The 26014-nt window shown below is 65.3% G+C and carries 20 protein-coding genes; 12 read left to right on the top strand and 8 right to left on the bottom strand.

Annotation, left to right across the window (positions count from 1 at the left end; genetic code table 11):
• The first annotated feature begins 86 nt into the window (after positions 1 to 86).
• The gene (locus ACIPY3_RS05375) at positions 87 to 1832 is read left to right on the top strand and encodes a phospho-sugar mutase (protein ID WP_400331051.1); all 1746 of its coding nucleotides are present in this window, start codon (positions 87 to 89) and stop codon (positions 1830 to 1832) included.
• Here the strand turns inward: ACIPY3_RS05375 and nirD are convergent.
• Positions 1829 to 2191, bottom strand: coding sequence for a nitrite reductase small subunit NirD (nirD, locus tag ACIPY3_RS05370; RefSeq protein WP_397326076.1), 363 nt, complete (start codon positions 2189 to 2191; stop codon positions 1829 to 1831). The genes ACIPY3_RS05375 and nirD overlap by 4 nt on opposite strands.
• A gap of 282 nt (positions 2192 to 2473) precedes the next feature.
• Here nirD and nirB point away from each other — a divergent pair, with 282 nt between their 5' ends.
• From nirB to ACIPY3_RS05355, 3 genes are read left to right on the top strand one after another with little or no spacing between them, the layout of a single operon-like run.
• Complete coding sequence (nirB, locus tag ACIPY3_RS05365) at positions 2474 to 5101, top strand: nitrite reductase large subunit NirB (protein WP_400331049.1); 2628 nt, start codon at positions 2474 to 2476, stop codon at positions 5099 to 5101.
• Between the two features lie 9 nt (positions 5102 to 5110).
• Positions 5111 to 6145: a uroporphyrinogen-III C-methyltransferase gene (gene cobA, locus ACIPY3_RS05360; RefSeq protein ID WP_400331047.1), complete on the top strand. Its 1035-nt coding sequence runs from the start codon at positions 5111 to 5113 to the stop codon at positions 6143 to 6145.
• Between the two features lie 10 nt (positions 6146 to 6155).
• Positions 6156 to 7307, top strand: coding sequence for a uroporphyrinogen-III synthase (locus ACIPY3_RS05355; RefSeq protein WP_400331045.1), 1152 nt, complete (start codon positions 6156 to 6158; stop codon positions 7305 to 7307).
• 33 nt (positions 7308 to 7340) lie between these two features.
• Here ACIPY3_RS05355 and ACIPY3_RS05350 read toward each other — a convergent pair whose 3' ends face one another.
• Complete coding sequence (locus tag ACIPY3_RS05350; protein WP_400331043.1) at positions 7341 to 8639, bottom strand: Y-family DNA polymerase; 1299 nt, start codon at positions 8637 to 8639, stop codon at positions 7341 to 7343.
• A 159-nt stretch (positions 8640 to 8798) separates the two neighbouring features.
• Between ACIPY3_RS05350 and ACIPY3_RS05345 the strand changes: the two genes are divergently transcribed.
• From ACIPY3_RS05345 to ACIPY3_RS05310, 8 genes are all read left to right on the top strand, one after another.
• Complete coding sequence (locus ACIPY3_RS05345) at positions 8799 to 9149, top strand: metalloregulator ArsR/SmtB family transcription factor (RefSeq protein WP_400331635.1); 351 nt, start codon at positions 8799 to 8801, stop codon at positions 9147 to 9149.
• Positions 9146 to 9850, top strand: a complete 705-nt coding sequence (locus ACIPY3_RS05340) for an aquaporin (RefSeq protein WP_400331041.1) — start codon at positions 9146 to 9148, stop codon at positions 9848 to 9850. Before ACIPY3_RS05345 ends, ACIPY3_RS05340 begins: the two co-directional genes overlap by 4 nt.
• A complete protein-coding gene (locus ACIPY3_RS05335; protein ID WP_400331039.1) occupies positions 9847 to 10254 on the top strand; it encodes an arsenate reductase ArsC in 408 nt (135 codons plus the stop codon). Before ACIPY3_RS05340 ends, ACIPY3_RS05335 begins: the two co-directional genes overlap by 4 nt.
• Positions 10255 to 10415: 161 nt before the next feature.
• Positions 10416 to 14747 carry a molybdopterin-dependent oxidoreductase gene (locus tag ACIPY3_RS05330; RefSeq protein ID WP_400331037.1) on the top strand — a complete coding sequence of 1444 codons (4332 nt, stop codon included), beginning with the start codon at positions 10416 to 10418 and terminating at the stop codon, positions 14745 to 14747.
• Between the two features lie 73 nt (positions 14748 to 14820).
• Complete coding sequence (locus ACIPY3_RS05325) at positions 14821 to 15231, top strand: molybdopterin-binding protein (protein WP_400331035.1); 411 nt, start codon at positions 14821 to 14823, stop codon at positions 15229 to 15231.
• The gene (modA, locus tag ACIPY3_RS05320; protein WP_400331032.1) at positions 15228 to 16037 is read left to right on the top strand and encodes a molybdate ABC transporter substrate-binding protein; all 810 of its coding nucleotides are present in this window, start codon (positions 15228 to 15230) and stop codon (positions 16035 to 16037) included. Before ACIPY3_RS05325 ends, modA begins: the two co-directional genes overlap by 4 nt.
• A 9-nt stretch (positions 16038 to 16046) precedes the next feature.
• A complete protein-coding gene (locus tag ACIPY3_RS05315) occupies positions 16047 to 16868 on the top strand; it encodes an ABC transporter permease (RefSeq protein ID WP_400331029.1) in 822 nt (273 codons plus the stop codon).
• Positions 16865 to 17908, top strand: a complete 1044-nt coding sequence (locus ACIPY3_RS05310; RefSeq protein WP_400331026.1) for a sulfate/molybdate ABC transporter ATP-binding protein — start codon at positions 16865 to 16867, stop codon at positions 17906 to 17908. The genes ACIPY3_RS05315 and ACIPY3_RS05310 overlap by 4 nt, the downstream gene beginning before the upstream one ends.
• Positions 17909 to 17915: 7 nt before the next feature.
• On the opposite strand, the gene ACIPY3_RS05305 is transcribed toward ACIPY3_RS05310, so the two are convergent.
• The 6 genes from ACIPY3_RS05305 to kdpA form a co-directional block, all read right to left on the bottom strand.
• The gene (locus ACIPY3_RS05305; RefSeq protein ID WP_400331022.1) at positions 17916 to 18125 is read right to left on the bottom strand and encodes a molybdopterin-binding protein; all 210 of its coding nucleotides are present in this window, start codon (positions 18123 to 18125) and stop codon (positions 17916 to 17918) included.
• 62 nt (positions 18126 to 18187) lie between these two features.
• Positions 18188 to 18865 carry a response regulator gene (locus tag ACIPY3_RS05300; RefSeq protein WP_400331019.1) on the bottom strand — a complete coding sequence of 226 codons (678 nt, stop codon included), beginning with the start codon at positions 18863 to 18865 and terminating at the stop codon, positions 18188 to 18190.
• The gene (locus tag ACIPY3_RS05295) at positions 18862 to 21573 is read right to left on the bottom strand and encodes a DUF4118 domain-containing protein (RefSeq protein ID WP_400331016.1); all 2712 of its coding nucleotides are present in this window, start codon (positions 21571 to 21573) and stop codon (positions 18862 to 18864) included. The genes ACIPY3_RS05300 and ACIPY3_RS05295 overlap by 4 nt, the downstream gene beginning before the upstream one ends.
• Positions 21574 to 21604: 31 nt before the next feature.
• Positions 21605 to 22213 carry a potassium-transporting ATPase subunit C gene (locus ACIPY3_RS05290; RefSeq protein ID WP_400331013.1) on the bottom strand — a complete coding sequence of 203 codons (609 nt, stop codon included), beginning with the start codon at positions 22211 to 22213 and terminating at the stop codon, positions 21605 to 21607.
• A gap of 9 nt (positions 22214 to 22222) precedes the next feature.
• Positions 22223 to 24349: a potassium-transporting ATPase subunit KdpB gene (gene kdpB / locus ACIPY3_RS05285; protein WP_400331010.1), complete on the bottom strand. Its 2127-nt coding sequence runs from the start codon at positions 24347 to 24349 to the stop codon at positions 22223 to 22225.
• On the bottom strand, positions 24346 to 26013 hold the full coding sequence (kdpA, locus tag ACIPY3_RS05280) for a potassium-transporting ATPase subunit KdpA (RefSeq protein WP_400331007.1): 1668 nt from the start codon (positions 26011 to 26013) through the stop codon (positions 24346 to 24348). Before kdpA ends, kdpB begins: the two co-directional genes overlap by 4 nt.
• Position 26014: the final 1 nt, after the last annotated feature.

The raw sequence follows: 26014 nt of genomic DNA, 5'->3' as shown, positions 1-26014 counted from the left end.
AGATACGGCCCATTACGACCCGTTTTATGGGCCGTATCTGACCCCGCGTTGCCTTTGGTGTGGGCATTGAGGATAGTTTTGTGCTTATGACATCGAGCGATGCCGCACTTGGACAACTGATTGACGACGCCCACGCATGGGCTTCCCAGGACCCCGACCCCGCGACGTCGGCCGCCCTCCTGGAGCTCGCCGCCCTTGCCGGAGACGGGGATGCCGGAGCAGCCCAGGAACTCGCGGACAGCTTCAACGGCACACTGCAGTTCGGCACGGCCGGCCTGCGCGCCGCCCTCGGCCCTGGCCCCAACCGGATGAACCGCGTGGTGGTCCGACGGGCAGCGGCAGGCCTGGCGGCTTTCCTCACCGAAGCGGTTGGCTCCGCATCCCCCGGAACCCGGCCACGCGCCGTCGTCGGCTTTGATGCCCGCTACAACTCGGACATTTTCGCGCAGGAAACGGCGGCGATCTTCGCTGCCGCCGGCATCGACGCGTTCCTCATGCCGGCAGCACTTCCGACGCCGATCCTCGCCTACGCGGTGCGCGCGCTGGATTGCGACGGCGGAGTGATGGTTACAGCCAGCCACAACCCTCCGCAGGACAACGGTTACAAGGTCTACCTGGGGCGGCATGCGGTGGCCGAGAGCGGACGGGGTGCGCAGATCGTCGCCCCTTACGATGCGGAAATTGCCTCGAAGATCTCAGGGGTGGGTCCGCTGGAAACGATTGAACTGGCGGGTGAAGGCTGGACCGTGCTGCCCGCCTCCATCGCCACGGACTACGAAGCTGCCATGGCCGGCTTGGCGGATCGCGAACACTTCCCTGCGCGGGACCTCAAGATCGTCCTCACCCCCATGCACGGCGTGGGCGGCGAGACAGCCGTGTCCGTGCTCAACGCTGCCGGTTTCGCTGACGTGATCCTCGTGGCCGAACAGGCCCAACCGGATCCGGACTTCCCCACGGTGGCCTTCCCCAACCCGGAGGAACCCGGCGCACTGGACCTGGCGCTCGCCAAAGCTGCAGAGGTAGGGGCGGACATCGTCCTGGCCAACGACCCCGACGCCGACCGGGCGGCGGTTGCCGCGTTGGACCCCGCGACGGGTGAATGGCGCATGCTGCGCGGCGACGAAGTCGGCGCCCTCCTGGGTGCGCACGTTGTGGCCCGGCTGGCCGTAACGCCAAGCGATGAACCACGCGAGGGCGTCTTCGCCAACTCGATTGTTTCGTCCAGGCTGCTCTCCCGCATTGCCTCGGCTGCAGGCTACGCCCACGAGGAAACGCTCACGGGCTTCAAGTGGATCTCGCGCGTTCCCGGCCTGACATATGGCTACGAGGAAGCACTCGGTTACTGTGTGGCGCCGGATTTGGTGAAGGACAAGGACGGCATCTCGGCCGCCGTGCTCATCGCCGAGCTTGCGGCGGCTGCGAAGGCCGATGGCAAGACAGTCTTCGATACCTTGGACGAGTTGTACTTGGTCCATGGCCTGCACGCGAGCGACCAACTCAGCATTCGCGTGGCGGACCTGGGGCTGCTGGACGCCATGATGAACCGCTTGCGGGTCAACCCGCCGGAAGCGTTTGGAGGCTCCGCCGTCGAGGTCTTCACGGACCTCGCCGAAGGAAGCGAAACGTTGCCACCCACGGACGGGCTGCTGTACCTGACCAAGGACCAGAGCCGCGTGATCATCAGGCCCAGCGGCACCGAGCCCAAACTGAAGTGCTACCTGGAGGTCATCCAGCCCGTGGAGTCGGCGGCGGAACTTCCCGCTGCCCGCCAAGCGGCACGGACATCCCTGGACGATGTCCTCAGGGATGTCCGCGAAGCGCTGGGACTCTAGAGCTCAACCTCGATGTAGCCATCCACCAATCGGGTGGCATAGGTGGCGAGCGTCAGTTCCGGGTGCGTGAAGCATTCGCCGGTCTCCAGGTCGTAGACCTCCTTGTGCAGCGGCGAGGCGATGGTGGGCCGCGCCCCGCGGGACCCGATGATGCCGCGCGCCATCACATTGGCGAACGTTGCCGGATCCTGCTGTGCGACGGCGAAAACCTCACCGGGGGCGGTGCGGAACAACGCTACCTGCCGGCCCTCGATCAGTGCTGCCTCGCCCCATGCCAGTTCGAGCTCGTCCACCGGGCACACCCGATGCCAGGTGCCGGTGATGGACAGGTCCTCTGCGCGGTCAAGAATTACGGTCATGTCAGCCCCTCTCGCTGCGTCCGGGTGCGGGCACTTTCCACCGTCACTCCCCCGGACCAGGCCACGCTTGCGGCCACCCCTCAAAGCTAGGACCCGGGTGTTTCAACCGGTGTCAGGCTTTGTGTCCAGCGCGTAAAAGAGACCTCACGCCCCGCGAAATGCGTTCGTGATGCAGAAGTTAAGATCACGAAACAAACGGGAAACTGAAGTGAAACTGCCCTTTTCTAGGCTGATTCCACAAGTTGCGGAGACCTGTCTGCAACATTTGCGAAAGGCCCACCAGTGACCGGACACACTTCAAGCACAGAGAACCCGCGCCGCATCGTCGTGGTCGGAGGCGGCCCTGCTGCCCACCGTTTTACCGACGCCATGTACAACCGCGGACTCGATGGCTGGCAGGTTACCGTCCTCACCGAGGAAGCCCACCTCCCCTACGACCGCGTGGCATTGAGCAAGGCCCTGACCGAAACAGATGTTGACCTCACCCTCGGTGACGCGTCCATGTGGGACCACCAGGCCCTGGCCCTGAAGACCGGCGAGCGCGCCATCAAGGTAGACACGGTCGCCAAGACCGTCCTCACCGCCGCCGGCAACACGTACGAATACGACGAGCTGGTAGTCGCTTCCGGTTCGGACGCAGCCCGCCTGCCGATTCCCGGCGCCGAACACACCCACGTGTACCGCACGCTGGAGGACGTGTGGGCCATCAACAAGGCGATCGCCGACCTTGGCGCCAAGCTGGGCCGCAAGGTCAACGCCGTCACCATCGGCGGTGGCTTGCTGGGCCTCGAATCCGCAGCCGGAACCGAACAGCTCGGAGCCACTCCGGTGGTCATCAACGGCTCACCGTGGCTCATGAACACGCAGTTGGATGAAGGCGCCGGCCAGGCCCTGGGACGTTTGATCGAGGCCAAGGGCTTCGAGGTCCACGGCGGCGTGTTCCCGTCCGAAGTAGTAACGGACGACGACGGCCAGGTCACCGGAGTCTTGATGGCAGACGGCCGCACCATCCCTGCAGACCTGGTGATCGTCGCGATCGGCGTGAAGCCCCGCGATGACCTGTTCCGCGCAGCCGAGGGCGAAGAGCAGCTCTTCAGCCTGGGACAACGCGGAGGCGTAGTCATCAACGATTTCTGTGCCACCGAGGTTGAAGGCATCTGGGCGATTGGTGAAGTGGCCAACTTCGGCGGTATGTGCCTGGGCCTGGTGGCTCCGGCGAACACCATGGCCGAGATCGTGGCCGACCGCCTTCATGGTGGCGAGGCGACGTTCCCGGGCTTCGATACCGCTACCAAGCTGAAGTTGTCCGGCGTGGACGTTGCCAGCTTTGGTGACGCCTTCGCCAGGACGGAGCACTCCCTGGAGATCGTGTACGCCGATCCCGCCCGTGGCGTCTACCAGAAGATCGTCACCACCGACGACGCCAAGACCCTCCTGGGCGGCATCTTCGTCGGCGACGCTTCCCCGTACATGAGCCTGCGACCGCTCCTGGGCCGCGAGCTCCCCGCCGAACCGGGCGCCTACCTGAGCGCTGCCGGTGGCGGCGAGGCCCCGGAAACAGAACTGCCGGACGACGCCATCCTCTGCTCCTGCAACAACGTCGCGGCGGGAACCATCCGCGACACGATCAATGCCTGCGGTGCCTGCGAGGGGAACGCTCCCGTGCAGGAACTGGGCGAGCTGAAGGGCTGCACCCGCGCCGGCACCCAGTGTGGTTCCTGTGTCCCCATGCTGAAGAAGCTCCTCGAAGGCGAACTGAAGAAGTCCGGCATCGAGGTCTCCAAGGCGCTCTGCGAGCACATCAGCCTGTCCCGCCAGGAACTCTTTGACGCCATCCGAGTCCTGGAACTCAGTTCTTTCGAAGACATCATGGCCAAGTACGGCACGGGCGCCGGTTGCGACATCTGCAAGCCGACCATTGCCTCCATCCTGGCCAGCCAGCACTCCGCCTACGTGCTCGATGCCGGCCGTGGCACCCTGCAGGACACCAACGACCGCGCCTTGGCGAACATGCAGAAGGACGGCACCTACTCGGTGGTTCCCCGCATCGCCGGTGGCGAGATCACCCCGAAGGGCCTTGGCGTCATTGCCGCCGTGGCCGAGAAGTACGGTCTCTACACGAAGATCACCGGCGGCCAGCGCATCGACATGTTCGGTGCCCGCCTGGAGCAGCTCCCGGACATCTGGAAGGAACTGGTGGACGCCGGTTTCGAATCCGGACAGGCTTACGGCAAGAGCCTGCGCACCGTGAAGTCCTGCGTTGGTTCCACTTGGTGCCGCTTCGGTGTCCAGGACTCCGTGCAGATGGCGATCGCCCTGGAGCTGCGCTACCGTGGCCTCCGCAGCCCGCACAAGCTGAAGATGGGTGTCTCCGGTTGCGCCCGTGAATGCGCCGAAGCCCGCGGCAAGGACGTTGGCGTGATCGCCACGGCCGATGGCTGGAACCTGTACGTCGGCGGAAACGGTGGCGCCACTCCCGCCCACGCCCAGTTGCTGGCCAAGGACCTGGACGACGAGACGCTCATCAAGTACATCGACCGCTACCTCATGTACTACATCCGTACGGCGGACCGCCTGCAGCGCACGGCCCGCTGGCAGGAAGAGCTCGACGGCGGGCTGAAGCACGTGGAAGAAGTGGTGGTCAACGACTCCCTGGGCATCGCCGAGGAACTCGAAGCCGCGATGTCCAAGCACATCGACACGTACGAGGACGAGTGGGCCGAGACCCTGAAGGACCCGGAGCGCCTGCGCCGTTTCCGTTCCTTCGTCAACGCGCCCAACCAGAAGGACGACTCCATCTCCTTCGTTCCGGAACGCGGCCAGATCCGCCCCGCAACGAACGAGGAAAAGGGCGGCGTGCTCATCGCTTCCACCATTCCGGTCCGCAGCGCCGTCACGGCAGACAACTAGGGGGATTCCATGCAGCTCACCATCGACCTCACCGGCCGGGACGTCCTGGTCACCGGTTCCGATACCGCTTCCCGCCAGGCGGTCCGCCGCTACCAGGCTGCGGGTGCCACGGTCCACCGGCTGGGCACGCCATCGGATATCGCCTTCGACGGTCCGCTCACCGTGCGCCCGTTCCTGGTGGCAGTGGTGGACGACGGCGATACCGGCTGGCTGCCGCTGCTGGAACGCTGCCGCGAAGCCGGAATTCCTGTGGCCCACGAACCTGCCGCCGGTCCGGAAGGACACGTGACCCTGGTGGGCGGCGGTCCGGGCGCCTTGGATCTCTTGACCGTCGGTGCCGTCGACGCCCTGCGGGATGCCGACGTCGTTTTTTACGATCGGCTCGCGCCCTACCAGGAGCTTGCGACACTGACGTCCGCCGACCTTGTGGACGTCGGAAAGCAGCCCGGGCACCACAAAGTGACGCAGCGTGACATCGAGAAACTGATGGTGGAAGCCGCACTGCTCGGCAAGAATGTTGTCCGGCTCAAGGGCGGCGACCCCTACGTGTTCGGACGCGGCGGCGAAGAAGTGGCAGCTTGTGTCGCGGCTGGTGTACCGGTACGTGTGATCTCCGGGGTTACGAGCGCCATCTCCGTTCCCGCCGCTGCCGGAATTCCGGTCACCCACAGGGAAGTAAGCCACATGTTCACGGTGGTTTCCGGTCACGCTCCCCTCACCGAGAAGGAGCACACCCACCTGGCGGGCCTCGGCGGAACCATCGTGGTCCTGATGGGCATCGGCACGCTCCCCCAGCTTGCCGCGGGACTCCGCCGCGCCGGCATGAAACCCGACATGCCCATGGCAGTAGTGGAGCGCGGATACCGCCCCGGCCAACGCACCACCATCGCGGATCTGGGTACCATCGAAACGGCAGCCACCGGTTGCAGCAACCCGGCCGTGCTGGTCATCGGCGAGGTGGTCCGGGTGGCTGAAGCCAACCGCAATCATGCCGAAGCATCCGCTGAACTGAGCCGCCTCGCGGCTTCGCTCCTTGAAGCCTGAAGGTAGACCCATGACTGTTGCACACGATCTCGAAGCTGCTGTGACGTTGGCCGAGGCCACCGAAGCCGCCGAGCTGCCGCTGGATGGTTTTCGCATCGGTGTCACCTCACACCGCCGTTCCCGGGACCTCATCGAGGCCCTGGAACGCCGCGGTGCGAGCGTGCTCCATGCTCCCGCCTTGAAGATCGCTCCCGTCCAGGAGGACTTGGTCCTCATCGAGGACACACGGACCATCATCGAGGCCAAACCTGACATCTGCATCGCCACCACGGCCTATGGCATGCGACGCTGGTGCGAGGCCGCGGATTCCTTCGGGATCGGCGAGCAACTCCTGGAGACACTGTCTGCCTGCCGGATGTTCGTCCGCGGCCCCAAGGCCCGCGGTGCCGTGCGCGCGGCGGGTCTTGCCGACGTCGGAATCAGCAGCGACGAAACCACGGCGACACTCGTGGACATGCTCCTCGCGGAAGGAGTCCGCGGCAAGACCGTGGCCGTGCAGCTTCACGGCTACACGGATGTGCGCCAACTTGAGCGGCTGCGGATGTCCGGCGCGACGGTGCTGACCGTCACTCCTTACCGGTGGGTGAAACCTGACGGCGAGGACAAGCTGCCGCGCCTGATCGAAGCCGTGGTCGGCGGGAATCTGGACGTCCTGACGTTCACCAGTGCCCCGGCCGTGGATGCCATGTGGAGCACAGCGCACGAGATGGGCCTGTACCGCCAGCTCATCGAGGCACTCAAGGGACCCGTAACTGTCGCGGCCGTGGGGCCGGTCACCGCCCAGCCATTGGTCGACGCCGGGCTGACGCCGCTCATTCCGGACCGGTACCGCATGGGTGCCCTGATACGCCTGGTCACTGAGCACCTTTCCTTGAACCACGTGCGCCGCCTGGAGACCAGGAGCGCCACCATCGAGCTGCGTGGGCGTTGCCTGCGGATCAACGGTGAGGTGGTGGAACTGGCGCCCGCCCCGTTGCTGTTGCTGCGGGCCCTCTTGGGTGCCGGTGGCGCCGTGCTGTCCCGGGAAGCGTTGTCCGACCTGCTGGACCTCCGCGGTTCCGTGCACGCCTTGGACATGACGGTCAGCCGGCTGCGGTCCTCGCTGCCCGACGGCAAGCTCGTGGAGACCGTGGTGAAACGCGGGTACCGCCTGCGGGCGTAGTCCTCTCTGCATCCCGCTGCGCCACCGTTCATTTCAGGCTGCCTTCACCAGGGGCAGTTCGTCCCAACGGGTGGTGTAGCGGGGGCTGAGCAGGCCCCGTTTCATGGACCAGTCCGGGCCGCCGCGGATGCCCGCATGCCCCAAGCCGATGGAGCCGCGGCCGTAGCGTTTGCTGACCTGTTCCAGGAGCGGCCCGATCCCCCGTTCCTCGTGGCGGTTCTCGAATATCTCCAACGGTTTCTGGTTGCCCGTGGGCCGCAGGTCCGTGACCATGATCCCCGCCTTGGCGTACTTGGTCCCTTCCTGGAACTTGGGCACCAAGGCATGCGCGGCTTTGGTCAGGAGCACGGGATCCGACGTCGGCATGGGCAACCTGACGGTGACGGTGGGGAAGGATTTGTCGTTCGGGTTGTACACGGATGTTGCCGCGTAGGCCGTGAGCAGCTTGGCCTGGAGGTCATGCTTCGCCAGGCGGGCACTGGCCATCTGGCCATAGACGCTGAGCACCTGCCGCAACTGCGCCGCCGTCGTAATCGGCGTCGAAAAGGAGCGGGAGAAAATCAGCTGGTCCCGCCCGATCCGTTCCTCTTCCATGGGGATGCACGGCGTGCCCTGCAACTCCAGCACAGTACGCATCACGACGATCGAGAACTTGTCCCGCAGCTTCACGGGGTCCGCGCGCACCAAGTCCAGGATGGAGAAGATTCCGATGGCGTTCAGCCTCTTGGTAAGCCGGGTGGCGATCCCCCAGATTTCGATGACGGACAGCCGTGCCATGAGCGCCTCTCGCTGATCTGCCGGCACGGAATCCCAGCGGCACACGCCATTGAACGCGGGATTGTGCTTGGCCCACTTATTGGCGAGCTTGGCGAGGGTCTTGGTGGGGGCGATGCCTACGCACACCGGAACGCCCACATGCTTGCGACACGCTTCCTTGATGGTCCGGCCCAGCTCCAGGAGGTTTTCCGGGCCGCCCTTGACCCCCAGGAACGCTTCATCGATGGAGTACACCTCCTGCCACGCCGAGTAGCGGCGCAAGAGTTCCATGACGCGCAGGCTGATATCTCCGTAGAGCTCGTAGTTGCTGGACATCGCGATGAGTCCCCACTCCTTGGCCCGCGGGGCGATCTTGAACCACGGGTCCCCTACGCCGATCCCGAGCTTCTTGGCCTCCGGGGACCTGGTGACGGCGCAACCGTCGTTGTTGGACAGGACGATCAGGGGTTTGCCCTCGAGCGCCGGATTGAAGGCCCGCTCTGCCGAGGCATAGAAGCAGTTGATGTCCACATGGGCGATCTCCTGCATCCGGCGCATGAGGGCTGGTTTGGACATCGGGCCCCCTTCCGGCGCTAGCAGATGACCCCGGCCTTCGGCTGGTTCAACACGGTATTTTTCGAACAAATATTCGAATGGTTCAACTGTACAGCGGGGCCACGACAAAGTAGCGGTCTTGTCTAAAACATAGATGAGTGTAAATATTTATAGGTGTCTATGTCTTTGGAACTGACCCCGGTTCAAGCGGTCGCCTGCTGCTCACCACTCGCCAGGGAGCCCCTGTCCGAAAGCGAAGCCGAGGGTGTCGCCCCGCTGTTGAAGGCACTGGCCGACCCCGTGCGGTTGCGGCTCATGTCCCTCGTTGCCTCCCATGAGGGCGGCGAGGCGTGCGTGTGCGACCTCAACGACGCCTTTGAGTTGTCGCAGCCCACCATCAGCCACCACCTGAAAGTGCTGCACGAGGTTGGGTTGCTGGATCGCGAGAAGCGTGGCGTGTGGGTTTACTACAAGGCCCGGACCGAGGCGTTGCAGAACCTGGCTGCCCTGATCGGCGGGCAGGCCGCGTGAAGAATGTTCTGGCCCGGCGGGCCACGGCTGAGTTCATCGGCACCTCCCTGCTGGTGATGGCCGTGGTTGGGTCGGGCGTGATGGCCTCACGGCTGTCACCGAACGACGTCGGACTGCAGCTTTTGCAGAACAGCCTCGCCACCGGCGCCGCACTGCTCGCGCTGATCCTGGCTCTCCAGCCGGTTTCGGCATCGTTCAATCCCGTGGTCACGTTCGTCGAGCGTGCCTTGGGGATGATCGACACCCGGACTGCGGCTGTGCTGGCCTCGGCACAGGTTCTTGGCGGTTTGGCGGGGACGGTCGCAGCGAACCTGATGTTCGGGCTGGATGCGGTGTCCTTTGCTGCACGTGACCGGTCCGGCCCGGGTCTTTGGCTGGCTGAAGTCATCGCTACCGCCGGGCTGCTGATGGTGGTTTTCGGAACCATCCGTTCCGGCAGGGCGGATCGGGTGGCGTTCGCCGTCGGCGGGTACATCGCAGCCGCCTACTGGTTCACCTCATCCACCAGCTTCGCCAACCCTGCAGTCACGATCGCCCGGACCATCACTGATACTTTCTCCGGGATCGCCCCGGCCTCCGCCCCGGGATTTATCCTGGCCCAACTCGCCGGCGGCGTTCTGGGGTTTGCCCTGGTCCGATTCCTCTACCCCGTTCCCAGTGCTTCCGCGGATGCCGCGGCTGACCGAAAGGTGCTCACATGAGCAACAAGCCCTCTGTCCTGTTCGTCTGCGTCCACAATGCCGGCCGCTCCCAGATGGCCGCCGCCTACCTCACCACCCTTTCCGGCGGGGCCATTGAGGTCCGCTCTGCCGGCTCGCAGCCCGCCGAGCAGGTCAACCCGGCCGCCGTCGAAGCGATGGCCGAGGTGGGCATCGACATGTCGGCCGAGATCCCGAAAGTCCTCACCACCGAGGCTGTCCAGGACTCCGACGTCGTCATCACCATGGGCTGCGGCGACGAATGCCCCTACTTCCCCGGCAAACGCTACGAGGACTGGGTACTCGAAGACCCGGCCGGAAAGGGCGTCGAATCCGTCCGCCCGATCCGCGACGAGATCAAGGGCCGGGTTGAGGCGTTGATCGCTTCCCTGGATCGGCGCGCCTAACCGGTAATCCGCATTTGCGGTTGAGAACTATTTACAAGACCGCAATCATCAAGCAAAGGATACGAATTATCCGAATCTGAGTATTGATACCACGGCAATTGTTGGTGGGATCGGGACTCAGGTGAGGAAGTAAATCGTTGGCTGCTGGTCATGGAAGTACCGTGAAGACGCTCTGCGGATACTGCGGTGTCGGCTGCGGCCTGGTCCTTGAGATCGGCAAGGATCCAAAGACGGGCGCAATCCGGGCGCTGAAGTCCACCGGCAACAAGGAGCATCCCACCAACTTCGGTCGCTTGTGCACGAAGGGCGCCACGACGGCGGACATGCTCGCAGCTCCTGGGAGGATGGAGAGCGCTTTCGTCCGGGCTTCCCGCGGCGAGGAACCACAGGCGATGGCCGTGGACCAAACCATCACCGAAACCGCGGCAAAGCTCCGCACGATCCTGGACGCGCATGGCCCGGACGCGATCTCCCTGTACGTCTCCGGGCAGATGTCCCTCGAGGCGCAGTACTTGGCGAACAAGCTGGCAAAGGGTTTCATCGGCACCAACCAGATCGAATCGAACTCCCGGCTGTGCATGGCCAGTGCGGGCTCGGGCTACAAGCTCTCGTTGGGCGCTGACGGCCCTCCGGGTTCGTACCAGGATTTCGACCAGGCCGACGTGTTCTTCGTGGCCGGGGCGAACATGGCGGATTGCCACCCGATCCTGTTCCTTCGCCTGATGGACCGGGTCAAGGCGGGGGCCAAGCTGATCGTCGTGGACCCGCGCCGCAATGCCACCGCCGACAAGGCCGATCTGTTCCTGCAGATCAAACCCGGCACGGACTTGTCCCTGCTTAATGGGCTGATGCACCTGCTGGTGGAGAATGGCCACACCGATCCCGAGTTCATCTCTGAATTCACTGAGGGGTGGGAGGCCATGCCGGAGTTCCTGGCCGACTACACCCCGGCGAAGGTCGCCGAAACCACCGGCATTCCCGAAGCCGATATCCGGCAGGCCGCCCAGTGGATCGGTGAGGCCGGTGAGTGGATGAGCTGCTGGACCATGGGCCTGAACCAGAGCACCCACGGGACGTGGAACACCAACGCGATCGTCAACCTCCACCTGGCCACCGGAGCGATCTGCCGGCCCGGGAGCGGGCCGTTCTCCCTCACCGGGCAGCCCAACGCGATGGGCGGCCGCGAGATGGGCTACATGGGCCCTGGACTCCCTGGGCAGCGCTCAGCCATTGTTGACGCTGACCGAGAGTTCGTCGAAAAGGCCTGGGGCGTCCCTGCCGGCACCATCCGCACCGAGACCGGTGGCGGAACCATCGACATGTTCCAGCGTATGGCCGAGGGCCAGATCAAGGCGTGCTGGATTATCTGCACCAACCCGGTTGCAACGGTCGCGAACCGGAAGACGGTTCTTGCCGGGCTCGAAGCCGCGGAGCTGGTGATCACCCAGGACGCGTTCCGCGAAACCGAAACCAACGACTACGCCGACGTCCTGCTGCCCGCCTCGCTGTGGACCGAGTCCGAGGGCGTCATGATCAACTCCGAACGCAACCTGACGTTGTTCCAACCAGGTGTTGAAGCACCGGGACAGTCTCTGCCGGACTGGCAGATCATTGCCCGCATCGCCTGCGAGATGGGCTTCGCTGAAGCTTTCAGTTACGCCAGCGCCGAGGAGGTCTTCGAGGAGATCAAAGGATTCTGGAACCCCAAGACCGGGTACGACCTTCGTGGAGTGAGCTACGCCCGGCTTCGCGAAACCCCGGTGCAGTGGCCGGCGGCCACGGCCGAGGGCAGCGGCCGGAACCCCATCCGCTACCTCAACGACGGGATCAGCCAAAAACTGCTCGTCCGTGAAGATGGCAGCACTCCGCGACTGGCGTTCCCGACGGCGACCGGCCGGGCCTCGTTCTTCGCCCGCCCGCACATGGACGCGAAGGAAATGCCCGACGACGACTACCCCATCCTGCTCAACACCGGACGCCTCGCGCATCAATGGCACACCATGACCAAAACCGGCAAGGTCGCCAAACTCAACAAACTCAACCCCGGTCCGTTCGTCGAAATCCACCCCGAGGACGCCGAACGGCTCGGCATCGTCGACAAAGACAGCGTCGAGGTCGCGTCCCGCCGCGGGCGGGCGGTCCTTCCCGCCGTCGTGACCGACCGCGTCCGTCCCGGGAACTGTTTCGCACCGTTCCACTGGAACGATGCCTTCGGCGAATACCTGTCCATCAACGCCGTCACCAACGACGCAATCGACCCCATCTCCCAACAACCCGAATTCAAAGCCTGCGCCGTGGTCCTGACCAAGGTCAAGACCAGCACACCCGCCGTCCCCGCAGACACGGCAGCCCCGTCCGTGCCGGCTGCGGCAGAGGCCAGAGTGCCGGCAGCGCCACCGAACACACCCGGCCAGACCTCGGCCATGGAGGTATCAGCAGTGACACAAGGACAAGTGCTCTCACGGATCCTGGGACACGAACCCGCACCGGCTCCCGCGTTTACCGCGACCGAGCAGGCCTACCTGTCCGGTATGCTTGCCGCGCTGAACGCCGGCGCCGCCAACCTCACGCACGGCGCACCTGCACTGCCAGCCAACGCCCCGTTCGCGCCGGAGACGCGGATGTTCATCGACGGCATGCTCGCCGGCATGTACTCCCGCTCCCCCGTCCCCGGCGGGACCTTGGAACTCTCATCCCCAGCCGCGCCCGCCGCTGTTGGCAACACCTCCGGTGCCGCTGCGGCGGCACCAGCAACCGTCTCCCCGCCGGCAGCCGCCGGAACCCCTGACGCTTCCAAGCCTCCGGTTCTGGTGGTGTGGGCATCACAGACCGGCAACGCCGAAGAGTTCGCCGCCCAATGCGCCACGGAACTCACCGCATCGGGCCGGCCAGCGGATCTGCGCTGCATGGACGACGTCGATGTGCTCACTTTGGCCTCGGTTGCGGAACTGCTGGTGGTTACCAGCACCACGGGCGACGGCGAAGCCCCCGACAACGGTTCCTCGTTCTGGGACGCGATCAGCGCCGAGACCGCCCCCACACTTGCCGGAACCCGGTACAGCGTCCTGGGTTTCGGGGACTCCAGCTACGACGATTTCTGCGGCTACGCCCGCAAGCTCGACACCCGACTGGCCGAGCTCGGTGCCACCAGAATGGCTCCCCGCACCGACTGCGAGCCGGACTTCGAGGAACCCGCCGGAGCGTGGCTGGCAACCATCCAGACCGCTTTGACCGCCGAGGCGCCTGAGTCCGCACAGGCGAAGCACCCTGTGTCTGTGGGAGCACCCGATACCGGCGCCAACGTTGCCGTTGCGCCCGTGAGAGCTCCCAAACCCATCCCCCACCTGGTCGAACCCGGATCTCCGGAACCATCCGGGTATACACGCAAGGCTCCGCTGTCTACGTTGCTTGTCCGCAATGAGCTGCTGAGCCGCCCCGGCGCGTCCAAGGACGTGCGCCAGTTCGGCTTCCACCTCCCAGACGGCTCTCTCACCTACGAAGCCGGCGATGCCCTTGGCGTCTGGCCGCGGAACAACCCACGCCTCGTCATCGAATGGCTCAACCTCACGGCCCTGGACGCAGCCACGCCGGTGACCTTGCCCGACCACGGGACCATGTCCTTGGAGATCGCCCTGCGGGAACGGCTGGACATCACGAAAATCACCCCGGACTTCCTGCGCTTTGTCCTGGACCGCACCCACGACGCGGACCTCGCCTCACTCCTGCGCCCGGAAAACAAGAAAGCCCTCACCGAATGGCTCTGGGCCCGGCAACCGGCGGACGTCCTCAAAAGCCTCGACGTCAAGGCAACGGCAGAGGAGTGGCTGACCGTGCTCAAACCCCTGCAGCCGCGGCTGTACTCGATCTCCTCCAGCCCCAGGACTGACCCCCGTGAGGTCCAACTCACGGTCTCCGCGGTGCGGTATGGCTGCGAAGGCACGCCCCGGCACGGGGTCTGCTCGACGTTCCTGGCGGACCACCTTGAAGACGACAACGTCTCCATCTACATCCAGAAGGCCTCAAGCTTCCGTCCGCCAGCGGGCCCGGAGACACCGATGATCATGGTTGGACCCGGAACCGGCATCGCACCGTTCCGCGGGTTCCTCCACGACAGGCGCGCCCAAGGCCACACCGGACCCAACTGGCTGTTCTTCGGCGAACAACACGCCGAAACCGACTTCTACTACAAAGACGAAATCTCCGCCATGCACGCCGACGGGTTCCTCACCCGCCTGGATCTCGCGTTCTCCCGCGACCAGGCCGAGAAAATCTACGTCCAGGACCGCATGCGCGAACACGGCGCCGAACTCTGGAAATGGCTCGAATCGGGGGCGCACTTCTACGTCTGCGGAGACGCCAGCCGGATGGCCAAAGACGTCGACAAAACCCTCACGGAAATCGCAGCCGCGCACGGCGGCATCTCCGAAATCGAAGCCAAGGGCTACGTCAAGAACCTCGCCGCCCAGAAACGCTACCTGCGGGATGTGTACTGATCAGATCAGTCACATTCGAATTTACGGACTCTTGGCTTGGTTTGAACCGCATATCAGGGAATATTCTGGTCTTATGGCCAAAATACGAGTCGCTGAAGCAGCGCGCTTCCTCGGTGTCAGTGACGACACTGTCCGGCGTTGGACCGAAAACGGGATCCTGACGCCAACCAAGGACGAGTCCGGCCGCCTCGCGGTGGACGGACTTGAGCTCGCAACCCTGGCCCGGGAACAGGCGCAGCTACCTGATGACCCAACCAAGATCGGCAGTTCTGCCCGCAACCGGTTCGTCGGACTGGTTACCGGCATCACGGCGGACAAGGTCATGGCGCAGGTAGAGCTTCAGTGCGGCCCCTTTCGGGTCGTGTCCCTCATGAGCAGCGAAGCCGTCCGTGAACTCGGACTGGAACTTGGTTCAGTGGCCACCGCCGTGGTCAAAGCCACCACAGTCATCATCGAAACACCCCAAGGAAAGAGCATCATATGAGGATCGCCCCCAAGACCATCACTACGCTGTTCGCCGCAGGCGCGCTCGTCGCAGGCCTTGCAGGCTGCGGCGGAGGAAACGCCACCCCGGCCGCATCCGGCACGGCCACCGCCACCGAAAGCGCCAAGCTCTCCGGAACCGTTACCGTGTTCGCCGCTGCGTCGCTGAAGTCCACGTTCACCAAGATCGCTTCGGACTTCGAGGCCGCCAACCCGGGCACCAAGGTCACGCTGAACTTCGCAGGTTCCTCGGACCTGGTCACCCAGATCACCCAGGGTGCCCCGGCCGACGTCTTCGCCTCGGCCGACACCAAGAACATGACCAAGCTCACCGATGCGAAGCTCGTCGACGGCACGGCGACCAACTTCGCCACGAACGTCCTGGAGATCGCCGTTCCGCCGTCGAACCCGGCCAACATCGCAGGGTTCGCCGACCTCGCCAAGTCCGGCGTCAAGGTAGTCGTCTGTGCCCCGCAGGTCCCCTGTGGCTCAGCGACTGAGACCATCGAAAAGGCCACGGGCACCACGCTGACCCCGGTCAGTGAAGAGTCCTCCGTCACCGATGTCCTGGGCAAGGTCACCTCGCAGGAGGCCGACGCCGGACTGGTCTACGTCACGGACGTCAAGACCGCTGGCGACAAGGTCAAGGGCATCCCCTTCCCCGAATCGGACAAGGCCGTGAACACCTACCCGATCGCAACGGTCGGGGCCAGCAAGAACAAGGACCTGGCCAAGGCCTTCATCGCGGCCGTAACCAGCGCAGAAGGCAAGAAGGTCCTCACCGACGCAGGCTTCGGCACCCCGTAGACTGCACGGATGCCATCACGCCGCAGGACCGGGTACACCGGCATCCCACCATGGATCTACGCCATCGCGGCAGCAGGCGGACTCTTCGTTCTGCTGCCGCTGGTGGCCATGGTGGCCAAGGTCAATTGGACCCAGTTCGTTCCCCTCATCACCTCGGAGTCGTCGCTGACCGCCTTGGGCCTGAGCCTGCGTACGTCCGCTGCCAGCACGCTCCTGTGCATCGTTCTCGGCGTTCCGCTGGCGCTGGTACTCGCCCGGGGAAGCTTTCCCGGGCAACGCCTGCTGCGGGCTTTTGTCTTGCTGCCGCTCGTCCTGCCGCCCGTGGTGGGAGGCATCGCCCTGCTCTACACCTTCGGCCGCCAAGGACTCCTCGGAAGGACCCTGGAAGTAGCGGGAATCCAGATAGCGTTCTCCACCACCGCGGTGGTCCTCGCCCAGACGTTCGTGGCGCTGCCGTTCCTGGTGGTCAGCCTCGAAGGCGCCCTGCGCACGGCGGGAACCAAATACGAGGCCGTCGCCGCCACTCTCGGTGCCCGTCCCACCACGGTGCTGCGGCGGGTGAGCATTCCGCTCGTCCTGCCAGGACTGGCCTCGGGCGCCGTGCTGTCCTTCGCCCGCTGCCTCGGCGAATTCGGCGCCACCCTGACATTCGCCGGCAGCCTGCAGGGAGTCACGCGCACTCTCCCCCTGGAGATCTACTTGCAACGCGAAACGGACGCCGATGCCGCGGTCGCACTCTCCCTCGTACTGGTAGCGGTGGCCGTCGCCGTCGTCGGGCTTTCCTACCGGCGCTACCGCACCCAACCCGTCACCGAGGCAGCTACGGCATGACCTTCACCCTGAACGTGGCCTTGAAGGCCCGCAACTTCGACGTTTCGCTGAACATCGGTCCGGCCGAAACGGTCGCCGTCCTGGGTCCCAACGGGGCGGGCAAATCCACGCTCCTGGGGATCACGGCCGGCTTGCTCCGGCCGGATACCGGCTACGCGGAGATCGGTGCAAGGACCCTGTTCGACATCGACGGCGGCACCTTCACGCCGCCGCACGCCCGCGGCACCGCCTTGCTCGCCCAGGAGTCGCTGCTCTTTCCGCACCTGACCGTCGTGGACAATGTTGCCTTCGGACCCCGCGCAGCCGGGGCGTCCCGCAAGGAAGCCCACCAGATTGCGCAGCATTGGCTGGGCGAGGTTGACGCCGTCGAATTCGCCGCCAGGCGTCCCGGCCAACTCTCCGGCGGCCAGGCCCAGCGTGTCGCCGTTGCCCGGGCATTGGCCACCAATCCGGAGCTGCTCCTCCTCGACGAACCCATGGCCGCGTTGGACATACACGCCGCTCCCCTGCTGCGGCGCCTGCTCAAGCGGGTGCTCGCAGACCGCAAGGCCATCATCATCACCCACGACATCCTTGACGCCCTCATGCTCGCCGACCGGGTGGTGGTACTCGAGGACGGCCATATCATCGAACAGGGCCCTACCCGCGAAATCCTCGAGCGTCCGCGCAGCCGGTTTGCCGCGGGACTGTCCGGCCTGAACTTGCTCACCGGCACCATCACCGAATCCGGCCTGGCTACGGATGACGGCCTGGAGATCGCCGGACAACGCGAAGACGCGGCCTTCCCCGGCAACCCCGGAGCCGCAGCCTTTCCGCCGTCGGCTGTCTCGATCTACGCAACGGCCGGGCACGGCAGCCCCCGGAACTCGTTCAAGGTCACCATCACGGACCTCGAACCCCACGGAGACCTGATCCGTGTCCGGGCAGGACACCTCGCCGCAGATGTCACACCGGCAGCGTCCGCGGAACTCGGCCTGGCACCTGGATCAGAGGCCTATTTTGTCATCAAGGCCACGGCGATCACGGTCTACGCGGCCTGACGGACACCTATTCGTCCACGGCGATCATCACATCGGATGCCTTAACCACGGCGTAGGCTTCGCCGCCCACCGCCAAGCCAAGCTCGTCCACTGCCTCGTTGGTGATCGATGCGGTGATCACCGAGCCTTCAATCTGGATGCGAACGTGGGCCGTGGTGGCTCCCTTGGTGATCTCCGTGATGGTGCCCTTGAGGCGGTTGCGGGCGCTGATTTTCATGGGAGTCCTCCTAGGTTGTCCGCGGCGTGAGTTCGTCCGGAGTGTTCAGTGTAGTCCCCCACTCACGGAACGAACCGGTACCCCATCCCCGGCTCCGTGATCAGGTGGCGGGGATTGCCGGGCTCAGCTTCAAGCTTGCGACGGAGCTGGGCCATGTACACGCGGAGGTAGTTCCCTTCCTTGGCATAGGACGGCCCCCACACCTCGTTGAGGAGTTGCTGCTGCGTGATCAGCTTGTCCGGGTTGCGGACCAGGATGTCCAGGATGTTCCACTCCGTAGGAGTCATCCTGATGTCTTGGCCTTCCCTGCTGACCCGCTTCTTGGCGAGGTCCACGGTGAACGATCCCGTTTCGACCACCGGAAACTCCGGACCGGCTTCGTTGCTGCGCCGAAGGATCGCCCGTAACCGGGCCAGCAGCTCATCGAGGCCAAACGGCTTGGTGATGTAGTCGTCCGCTCCGGCATCGAGGGCCTCCACCTTATCGTTGGAGCCGTGCCGCGCGGACAGCACCAGGATAGGGACGCTGCTCCACTGCCGCAGCCGTTCGATGACGGCGGTGCCGTCCATGTCCGGCAAGCCAAGGTCGAGGATCACGACGGCGACAGGCCGTTGGGCGGCAACGTGCAGGGCCGCTTCGCCGTCGGCAGCTGTGGCCACGGCATAGCCGTGGGCTTTGAGCGTGATGCCGAGGGCCCGCAGCAAATGGGGATCGTCATCCACCACCAGGATGTTGTTCACTGCAGCCCTTCCTTGGCTGGCAACGGCGGAGTGTGATGGCGGTGGAGCAGCACTGATCGTGCCTCCATGGGAGCCTGGCCGGTGGGATGGACAAACAACGAGCCGGTGGAGAGTGGCAGCCGGAGCACCATGGTCAAGCCACCGCCCGGGGTTTCCTCAGCAGTGAGTGTTCCAGCCATGGCTTCGATAAACCCCTTGGCTACGGCCAGGCCCAGGCCAACGCCGGTGGCCGCGGGTACATCATCCAGGCGCTGGAAGGGCTGGAACATCTGCAGGACGTTGGCCGCTGGAACACCCTGCCCGTGGTCGATGACGCGCAGCTCACCGGCAGGTCGCCCGTTCAGTGCCACGGTGCTCAGTCCGCCGGCCGCGCCCACCACCACGATGTCTGTGTTGGGCGCGTACTTGACGGCGTTTTCCACGATGTTGGCGATCACCCGTTCCAGCATGCCGGCGTCGGCTTCCACCTCCGGCATGTTGGCAGGAAGGTCCACCCGCACTGTACCCGCGGGAACTCCATGGAGGGATGCGGGTATTACCTCGGACCAGCGCACCGGCTTCAGCAGCGGGGTCACGGAGTCGGAGGTTATCCGGGACATGTCCAGCAGGTTTCCCACCAGGACGTCCAGGCGGTCCGAGCATTCATCGATGGTGGCCAGCAGGTCCTGTTCTTCATCCTTGGTGTACGTGACGCCAGGTTGGCGCAATCCACCAACGGCCAGCTTGATCCCGGCCAAGGGAGTGCGGAGGTCGTGGGAAACCGCCCGAAGGATGGACGTGCGCATGCTGTTGCTCTCGGCCAGGCGCACCACTTCCCGTCGGCTTGCTGCCAGTTGGCGACGTTCCAGCAAGGCCGCAAGATGTGCCCCGAAGGCCCCCAGGAGGCGCCTGTCGCTGGCAGGCAGGGCCCTTCCGGTGAGGACCAGGCGCGTGCCGGCGTCGATCTGTTCCACGGTCTCCACAGAATCCGGAGCGGGAGAAACCGCTGGCGAGCCCGAAAGAGAAGGCCCGGGGGAACCCGCAGGGGGTTGCCCTGACCCGGATTCCGCTGGCCCTGATTCTGCTGCCGCAGTGAGGCGCCACCGTTGTGTGTCGGCGCTTTCGCCGGTGGTATCAGGGTCTGCGGCCGCGGTATACAGTGCCGCCCGCCGAACCTGGAACACCGCCGTCGCTTGCTCCAACAGGCCTTGCACGGGGTCCTCCGCAACGGAGGCCCCGCGGGTCAGGTCGCCCAACGTCTCGGCCTCCGCGCGGGCGCGCGAGGCTTCCTTGGACCGACGCGCCGAGCGGTCCACCACTACGGCCACGGCCGTGGAAACACCGGCAAAGACCAGCAGGGCCAGCAGGTTTTGGGGATCGCTGATGGTCAGGGTTCCCAAGGGAGGGACGGAGAAGTAGTTCAGCAGCAGGCTGCTCCACAGCGCACCGAGCAGGGCTGGCCAGAGCCCGCCAACCAACGCCACCACTACGGAACCGGTGAGCTGGATCAGTGCGGCGGTGGCGATGTTGTGGGTGGGGCTGGCCGCCAACAGCACCTGCACCAGCACGGGCAGCACCACGGCCAGCACAAATCCGATGCCAACCCGCATCCGGCCCAGATCACCTTGGCGAGGGCGTTCCCGGCCGCGGCCCCCGAGGGGATGCGAAACCATGTGGACATCGATATCGCCCGACTCACGGACCACTTTGTTGCCTACTCCGCCAAACAAGCGCCCCGGCAACGACTTCCGTCGCGAAACCCCCACCACGATCTGCGTGGCATTGACGCTGCGGGCAAAGTCCAGCAAGGCCGTGGCCGGGTCCTCCCCCGTCACAGTGTGATAGCTGCCGCCCAGGTCCTTGACCAGGGTGCGTTGTGTCCGCAGGTCCTTGGGCGACTCCGTGGCCAAGCCGTCCGAGGCCCGGACGTGGACGGCCAGGAGGTCCCCGCCATTGACCCGCTTGAGGATGCGGGCTGCCCGCCGGATCAAGACCTCACCCTCGGGTCCCCCCGTGAGCCCCACCACGATCCGTTCCCTGGCCGGCCAGCTTGCCTCAATGCGGTTCTCGGCCCGGTAGCGTGCCAGGCCTTCGTCCACCCTGTCCGCCAGCCACAACAGTGCCAACTCGCGCAATGCCGTGAGGTTGCCCAGGCGGAAGTAGTTGGACAGGGCGGCATCGATCTTGTCCGCCGCATAGATCCGTCCGTCGCCGAGCCGCTGGCGGAGAAGCTCCGGCGAAATGTCCACCAGATGGATCTGGGAGGCCTTCCGGACCACGTCATCAGGCACGGTTTCGGCCTGCTTCACCTCGGTGATGGCAGTGACCACGTCGCCCAGGGATGCCAGGTGCTGGACATTGACGGTGGACAGGACATCGATGCCTGCGTCGAGCAGTTGCTCGACGTCCTGCCAGCGCTTCGGGTTCCGGCTGCCGGGCACGTTCGAATGGGCATATTCATCCACGACGGCGGTGTGCGGCCTGCGTGCCAGGACGGCGTCGACGTCGAGCTCCTCGAAGGAGGTTCCCCGGTAATCCATGGCCTTCGACGGAAGGACCTCCAGCCCATCCAGCAGGGCGCGTGTCTCCATCCGACCGTGGTCCATGGCGAAAGCCACGGCCACGTCCTCGCCCCGGCCTTTCAGGCGGTGGGCTTCCTCGAGCATGGCGTAGGTCTTCCCGACGCCCGGGGCGGCCCCCAGGAAAATGCGCAGCGTACCCCTTGCCATGACGTCATTCTTTCACTCGGTGAACCATCGGTTACTTGCTTCCAGCCGCGGCCACGTCGAGGTTCAACGTGGTGACGTTGACGCTTGGCTGGCCCAGGAAGGCCACCACGCCGGAACTCGTGCGCGCCTCAACCATGGACCGTACGGCGTCCTCGGGCAGCCCTTGGGCCCGGGCCACCCGCGGGACCTGCAGCATGGCATAGTCCACGGAGATCTCCGGATCAAGGCCCGATCCCGACGCCGTCACGGCATCGGCCGGGACCTGGGAGGGTGCCACGTCCTCGCCCGCAGCCACGGCGTTCCGGTTGGCAGTCACCGCGTCCTGCAGCTTTTGCTCGTTGGGACCCAGGTTGCTTGCGGACGATGACGCCGGATCCCAGCCGACCGCCGACGGCCGTGCATGGAACCACCGGGGGTCCTGCACGCCGTCTGCAGTGGCGGCCACCTGCGCCAGCAGCGCCGAGGCAGCGGGCCGCCCTTCGGCGTCGTGAATGACCGAACCATTTGCTTGGAACGGTGCCGTCAGTTGGCTCGCGCCGAACACGGCGAGTGGGTAGGCGACACCGAGCACAACGGTGGCCAGCACCAGGAACCGCAGGGCTGTTGCTGCTTGCCGGATGTAACCAGTGAGCGTCTTCATGGGGGCCTCCTAAGCCATGCCGGGGATGAGGGCGATGAGCATGTCAATGAGTTTGATGCCGATGAACGGCGCCACCAGGCCTCCCAGTCCATAGACCAAGAGGTTCCTGCCCAGTGCCTGGCTCGCCGAAACCGCACGGTACTTCACGCCACGCAGCGCCAACGGCACGAGGGCCACGATGATCAGCGCGTTGAAGATGACTGCGGAAAGAATGGCCGAGGCAGGCGTGGCCAGTCCCATGATGTTGAGCAGGCCCAGTCCCGGGAACGCCGCCGTGAAGAGGGCCGGGACAATCGCGAAGTACTTGGCAACATCGTTGGCCACGGAGAAGGTAGTGAGGGCTCCGCGGGTGATCAGCAATTGTTTGCCGATGCCCACGATGTTGATGAGCTTGGTGGGATCCGAATCCAGGTCCACCATGTTCGCCGCTTCCTTGGCGGCGGGAGTGCCGGAGTTCATGGCAACCCCTACGTCGGCCGCGGCGAGCGCCGGGGCATCGTTGGTTCCGTCGCCGGTCATGGCCACAAGCCGGCCCTGTTCCTGTTCGCGGCGGATGACCTCGAGTTTGTCCTCGGGAGTGGCTTCGGCCACGAAATCGTCCACGCCTGCTTCGGCGGCAATGGCTGCTGCGGTCACGGGGTTGTCGCCGGTGATCATGACCGTGCGGATGCCCATCTTCCGCAGTTCAGCGAAGCGTGCCGTCATGCCCGGCTTGACCACATCCGCAAGGTGGACGGTTCCCAGGACCCGGGCTCCGCCGTCGTGGTTCTTCTCGGCGACCAGCAACGGGGTCCCGCCGCTGGCAGAGATCCGGCGCACCGCCTCATCAACGTCAACGGGAACGGCGCCGCCGGCCTCAGTCACAAAGGCAGCAACCGCGGCGGAAGCACCTTTCCGGAGCATCCGTCCGCCTGTATCCAAGCCGCTCATGCGGGTGCTGGCGCTGAACTGCACCACCTCGAGCGCGCTGTCCGCAGCCTGGAGTTCTTCCAGCCCCGGGCCGTTGCTTCCGCGCCCATCAGCCAGTTCCACAATCGACCGGCCCTCAGGCGTTTCATCCGCGAGACTGGACAGCCGGGCGGCTTCAACCAGGTCCTGCCGGCCAACGTTCGACGCCGGGTGGAACTCCACGGCGCGACGGTTGCCGAACGTGATGGTCCCCGTCTTGTCGAGCAGCAGGGCGGTGATGTCACCGGCCGTCTCGACCGCGCGTCCCGAGGTTGCCAGCACGTTGTGCTGGACGAGCCGGTCCATGCCGGCAATCCCGATGGCCGGCACCAACGCACCAATCGTGGTGGGGATGAGGCACACCAGCAACGCTGTGAGCACAATGGGCGACGGCGTGGCCCCGGCGAGCGAGGCGAACGGGGCAAGGCTCATGGTCACGACGAGGAAAACCACGGTCAGGGAGACCAGGAGAACGTGGAGGGCCACCTCGTTGGGTGTCTTCTGCCGGACGGCGCCCTCCACGAGCTTGATCATGCGGTCAATGAAGGTTTCGCCGGGGTCGGCCGAGATCCGGACCACGATCCGGTCGGACAAGACGCGCGTTCCTCCAGTCACGGACGAACGGTCGCCGCCGGACTCCCGGATCACCGGAGCCGACTCGCCCGTGATGGTGGATTCGTCCACGCTCGCGAGGCCTTCTATGATCTCCCCGTCCGAGGGGATGACATCGCCGGCCTCGCACACCACCGTGTCGTTGAGCCGGAGTTCGGTTCCTGGAACTTCCCTGATGGTGCCGTCCGCTGAACGGACCTTGGCCATGACGCCCTCCCGGCTGGCGCGCAGGCTGTCCGCCTGGGCCTTTCCGCGTCCTTCGGCGATGGCCTCGGACAACGTGCCGAACAGCACGGTCAGCCACAACCACAGCGTGATGGCGATGCTGAAGACCGCGGGCCGCGCCACGCAGATCAGTGTGCAGAGGGCCGCCCCCACCCACACCGTGAACATGACCGGTGAATGCAGCATCTGGCGCGGGGCCAGTTTCCGGAAGGCTACGGGCAGGGCCTCGCGTACTGCCGTGAACGTGAGCCTGGCGGGCGCTTTGGTGTGGTGTTTGTGTTCGCCGGGAGTTCCCAGCGGGTTGCCGTCGGCGAGTGTAGCCGTGGCGGCTTCCGTCAATGACTTGGTCATGCGACGAGTCCTTCTGCGAGGGGGCCCAGGGCCAGGGCCGGGAAGTAGCTGAGCGCGGTGAGGATGACGGTGACTGCCATCAGGAGGGACCCGAACAGCAGACCGTGCGTTGGTACGGTTCCCGACGACGCGGGCACGTGGTGTTGCCTTGCCAGGGAACCGGCGAGCGCCAGGACCAGGGCGATGGGCAGGAAGCGTCCGAACAGCATGGCCAGGCCCAGCATGGTGGACAGGTAGGGTCCGGAACTCGTGATGCCGCCGAACGCGGAGCCGTTGTTGTTGGCACCAGAGGTGAAGGCGTACAGGACTTCGCTGAACTGGTGCGGGCCGGAGGCCGGGGCGTTGGCCATGATTCCGGGCAGGAGGACGGTGATGGCCGCGAAGACCAGGACCAGCGTGGGCGTGACCAAAATATAGAGGGCCGCCAGCTTCATTTCGCGTGGGCCGATCTTCTTGCCCAGGAACTCGGGTGTCCGGCCCACCATCAGTCCGGCGATGAACACGGCGATGATGGCCAGCATGAGCATGCCGTAGAGTCCTGAGCCGGTGCCGCCGGGAGCCACCTCGCCGAGCATCATGTTGACCATGGCCACACCTCCGGCCAAGGGTGGCAGCGAGTCGTGTGCGGCGTTGACTGCGCCCGTGGAGGTCAAGGTGGTGGAGGCGGCGAACAAAGCGCTCGACGCCGGTCCAAGACGCTGTTCGAAACCCTCGCCCAGGCCGCCGGCAGCCGCCGTCGCCGTACCTTGTCCGGCAGCTACCGCAGCGCCCATGAGCAGCGTGGAACCCAGCCACAGGGTGCCCATGACGCCGGCGACGGTGAATCCCTGGCGCTGGTCACCCACCATCCGTCCATAGGTGTAAGGCAGGGCAGACGGAATGAGCAGGATCAGGAACACCTGGAACAGGCTGGTGAAGGCGTTCGGGTTTTCGAAGGGGTGGGCGGAGTTGGCGTTGAAATAGCCGCCGCCGTTGGTCCCCAGGACCTTGATGGCCTCTTGTGAGGCTATGGGACCACCGGGGATGGTTTGGCTGACACCCATGGCCGCGTTGGTGACATCAGTGGACCAGAAGTTCTGCACCACGCCGCCAAGCACCAGCACCACCGCACCGATGGTGGCCAAAGGCAGGAGGAGCCGGAAGGTGGTCCGGGCCAGGTCTACCCAGAAGTTGCCGACTTTGTCCGTGCGGGTTCGGGTGATGCCCCGGATGAGGGCGGCAACCACAACGATGCCCACGGCCGCGGACAGGAAGTTTTGTACCGCCAGGAGGCACATCTGGACGAATATCCCCACTGTGGACTCGGGGACGTAGGTTTGCCAGTTGGTGTTCGTCACGAAGGAAATCGCGGTGTTCATGGCCACCCACGGATCCACGGGAGTTGCGGGCCCCGTTCCCGGGATGATGCTCTGGAGCCGCTGCAACAGGAAGACCGCCAGGATGGACACCGCGGAGAACACCAGGACGCTGCGCAGGTACACAGACCATCCTTGTTCGGCGGTGCGGTCCACTCCGGCCAGGCGATAGAAGATGTTCTCTGCGCGCGAGGACGTGGTCCCGGCGAGCACCCGTTCGATGTAGATGCCAAGGGGCTTATGCAGCAGGACCAGGACCACCAACAGCACGGCAACCTGGGTCAGGAAGGAGAGGGTATTGAAGACCAAC

Source organism: Paenarthrobacter sp. NPDC089714 (genome assembly GCF_044748905.1).
Lineage (GTDB): Bacteria > Actinomycetota > Actinomycetes > Actinomycetales > Micrococcaceae > Arthrobacter.
The sequence above is the reverse complement of the archived record's forward strand: the minus strand, read 5'-3'. Positions and strand labels throughout refer to the sequence as shown.

Coding starts and splice junctions, on each gene's coding strand:
- ACIPY3_RS05375 (WP_400331051.1), top strand. CDS start 87: ATGACATCGAGCGATGCCGCACTTGGACAACTGATTGACGACGCCCAC.
- nirD (WP_397326076.1), bottom strand. CDS start 2,191: ATGACCGTAATTCTTGACCGCGCAGAGGACCTGTCCATCACCGGCACC.
- cobA (WP_400331047.1), top strand. CDS start 5,111: ATGCAGCTCACCATCGACCTCACCGGCCGGGACGTCCTGGTCACCGGT.
- ACIPY3_RS05355 (WP_400331045.1), top strand. CDS start 6,156: ATGACTGTTGCACACGATCTCGAAGCTGCTGTGACGTTGGCCGAGGCC.
- ACIPY3_RS05350 (WP_400331043.1), bottom strand. CDS start 8,639: ATGTCCAAACCAGCCCTCATGCGCCGGATGCAGGAGATCGCCCATGTG.
- ACIPY3_RS05345 (WP_400331635.1), top strand. CDS start 8,799: ATGTCTTTGGAACTGACCCCGGTTCAAGCGGTCGCCTGCTGCTCACCA.
- ACIPY3_RS05335 (WP_400331039.1), top strand. CDS start 9,847: ATGAGCAACAAGCCCTCTGTCCTGTTCGTCTGCGTCCACAATGCCGGC.
- ACIPY3_RS05325 (WP_400331035.1), top strand. CDS start 14,821: ATGGCCAAAATACGAGTCGCTGAAGCAGCGCGCTTCCTCGGTGTCAGT.
- modA (WP_400331032.1), top strand. CDS start 15,228: ATGAGGATCGCCCCCAAGACCATCACTACGCTGTTCGCCGCAGGCGCG.
- ACIPY3_RS05315 (WP_400331029.1), top strand. CDS start 16,047: ATGCCATCACGCCGCAGGACCGGGTACACCGGCATCCCACCATGGATC.
- ACIPY3_RS05310 (WP_400331026.1), top strand. CDS start 16,865: ATGACCTTCACCCTGAACGTGGCCTTGAAGGCCCGCAACTTCGACGTT.
- ACIPY3_RS05305 (WP_400331022.1), bottom strand. CDS start 18,125: ATGAAAATCAGCGCCCGCAACCGCCTCAAGGGCACCATCACGGAGATC.
- ACIPY3_RS05295 (WP_400331016.1), bottom strand. CDS start 21,573: ATGGCAAGGGGTACGCTGCGCATTTTCCTGGGGGCCGCCCCGGGCGTC.
- ACIPY3_RS05290 (WP_400331013.1), bottom strand. CDS start 22,213: ATGAAGACGCTCACTGGTTACATCCGGCAAGCAGCAACAGCCCTGCGG.
- kdpB (WP_400331010.1), bottom strand. CDS start 24,349: ATGACCAAGTCATTGACGGAAGCCGCCACGGCTACACTCGCCGACGGC.